Annotated in this window: 1 protein-coding gene; it reads right to left on the reverse strand. The window is 63.0% G+C overall.

Annotated features, from left to right (window positions below; translation table 11 throughout):
- Positions 1–195: hypothetical protein (locus KVS69_RS20620; RefSeq protein ID WP_217540210.1), on the reverse strand; the 195-nt coding region annotated here is incomplete at its 3' end.
- Between the last annotated feature and the right edge of the window lie 40 nt (positions 196–235).

Consider the following 235-nt stretch of genomic DNA (forward strand, 5'->3'; position numbering starts at 1 on the left):
TAGGCGCTTGTCCGCCGACGGGATCTTCGACAGGTAGCTGTCATCGAAGGCCTTGTCGAGATCGACCGGCTTGGAGATGACCTTGTAATCCGCAAGCAGGCTGTTGGCCGAACCGACGGCCGCCTTGTCGATGGCGAAGAGGCCGTCCGTGCCGCCCTTGCCGGCAACCATCAGCTTCTTGATCTCGGCCAGCATGACTTCCTGCTGGGCGCGGTTGAGGGTCGGCGCCACCTTC

Source organism: Stenotrophomonas sp. GbtcB23 (assembly GCF_019091045.1).
In the GTDB taxonomy this organism is placed as follows: Bacteria; Pseudomonadota; Gammaproteobacteria; order Xanthomonadales; family Xanthomonadaceae; genus Stenotrophomonas; species Stenotrophomonas rhizophila_A.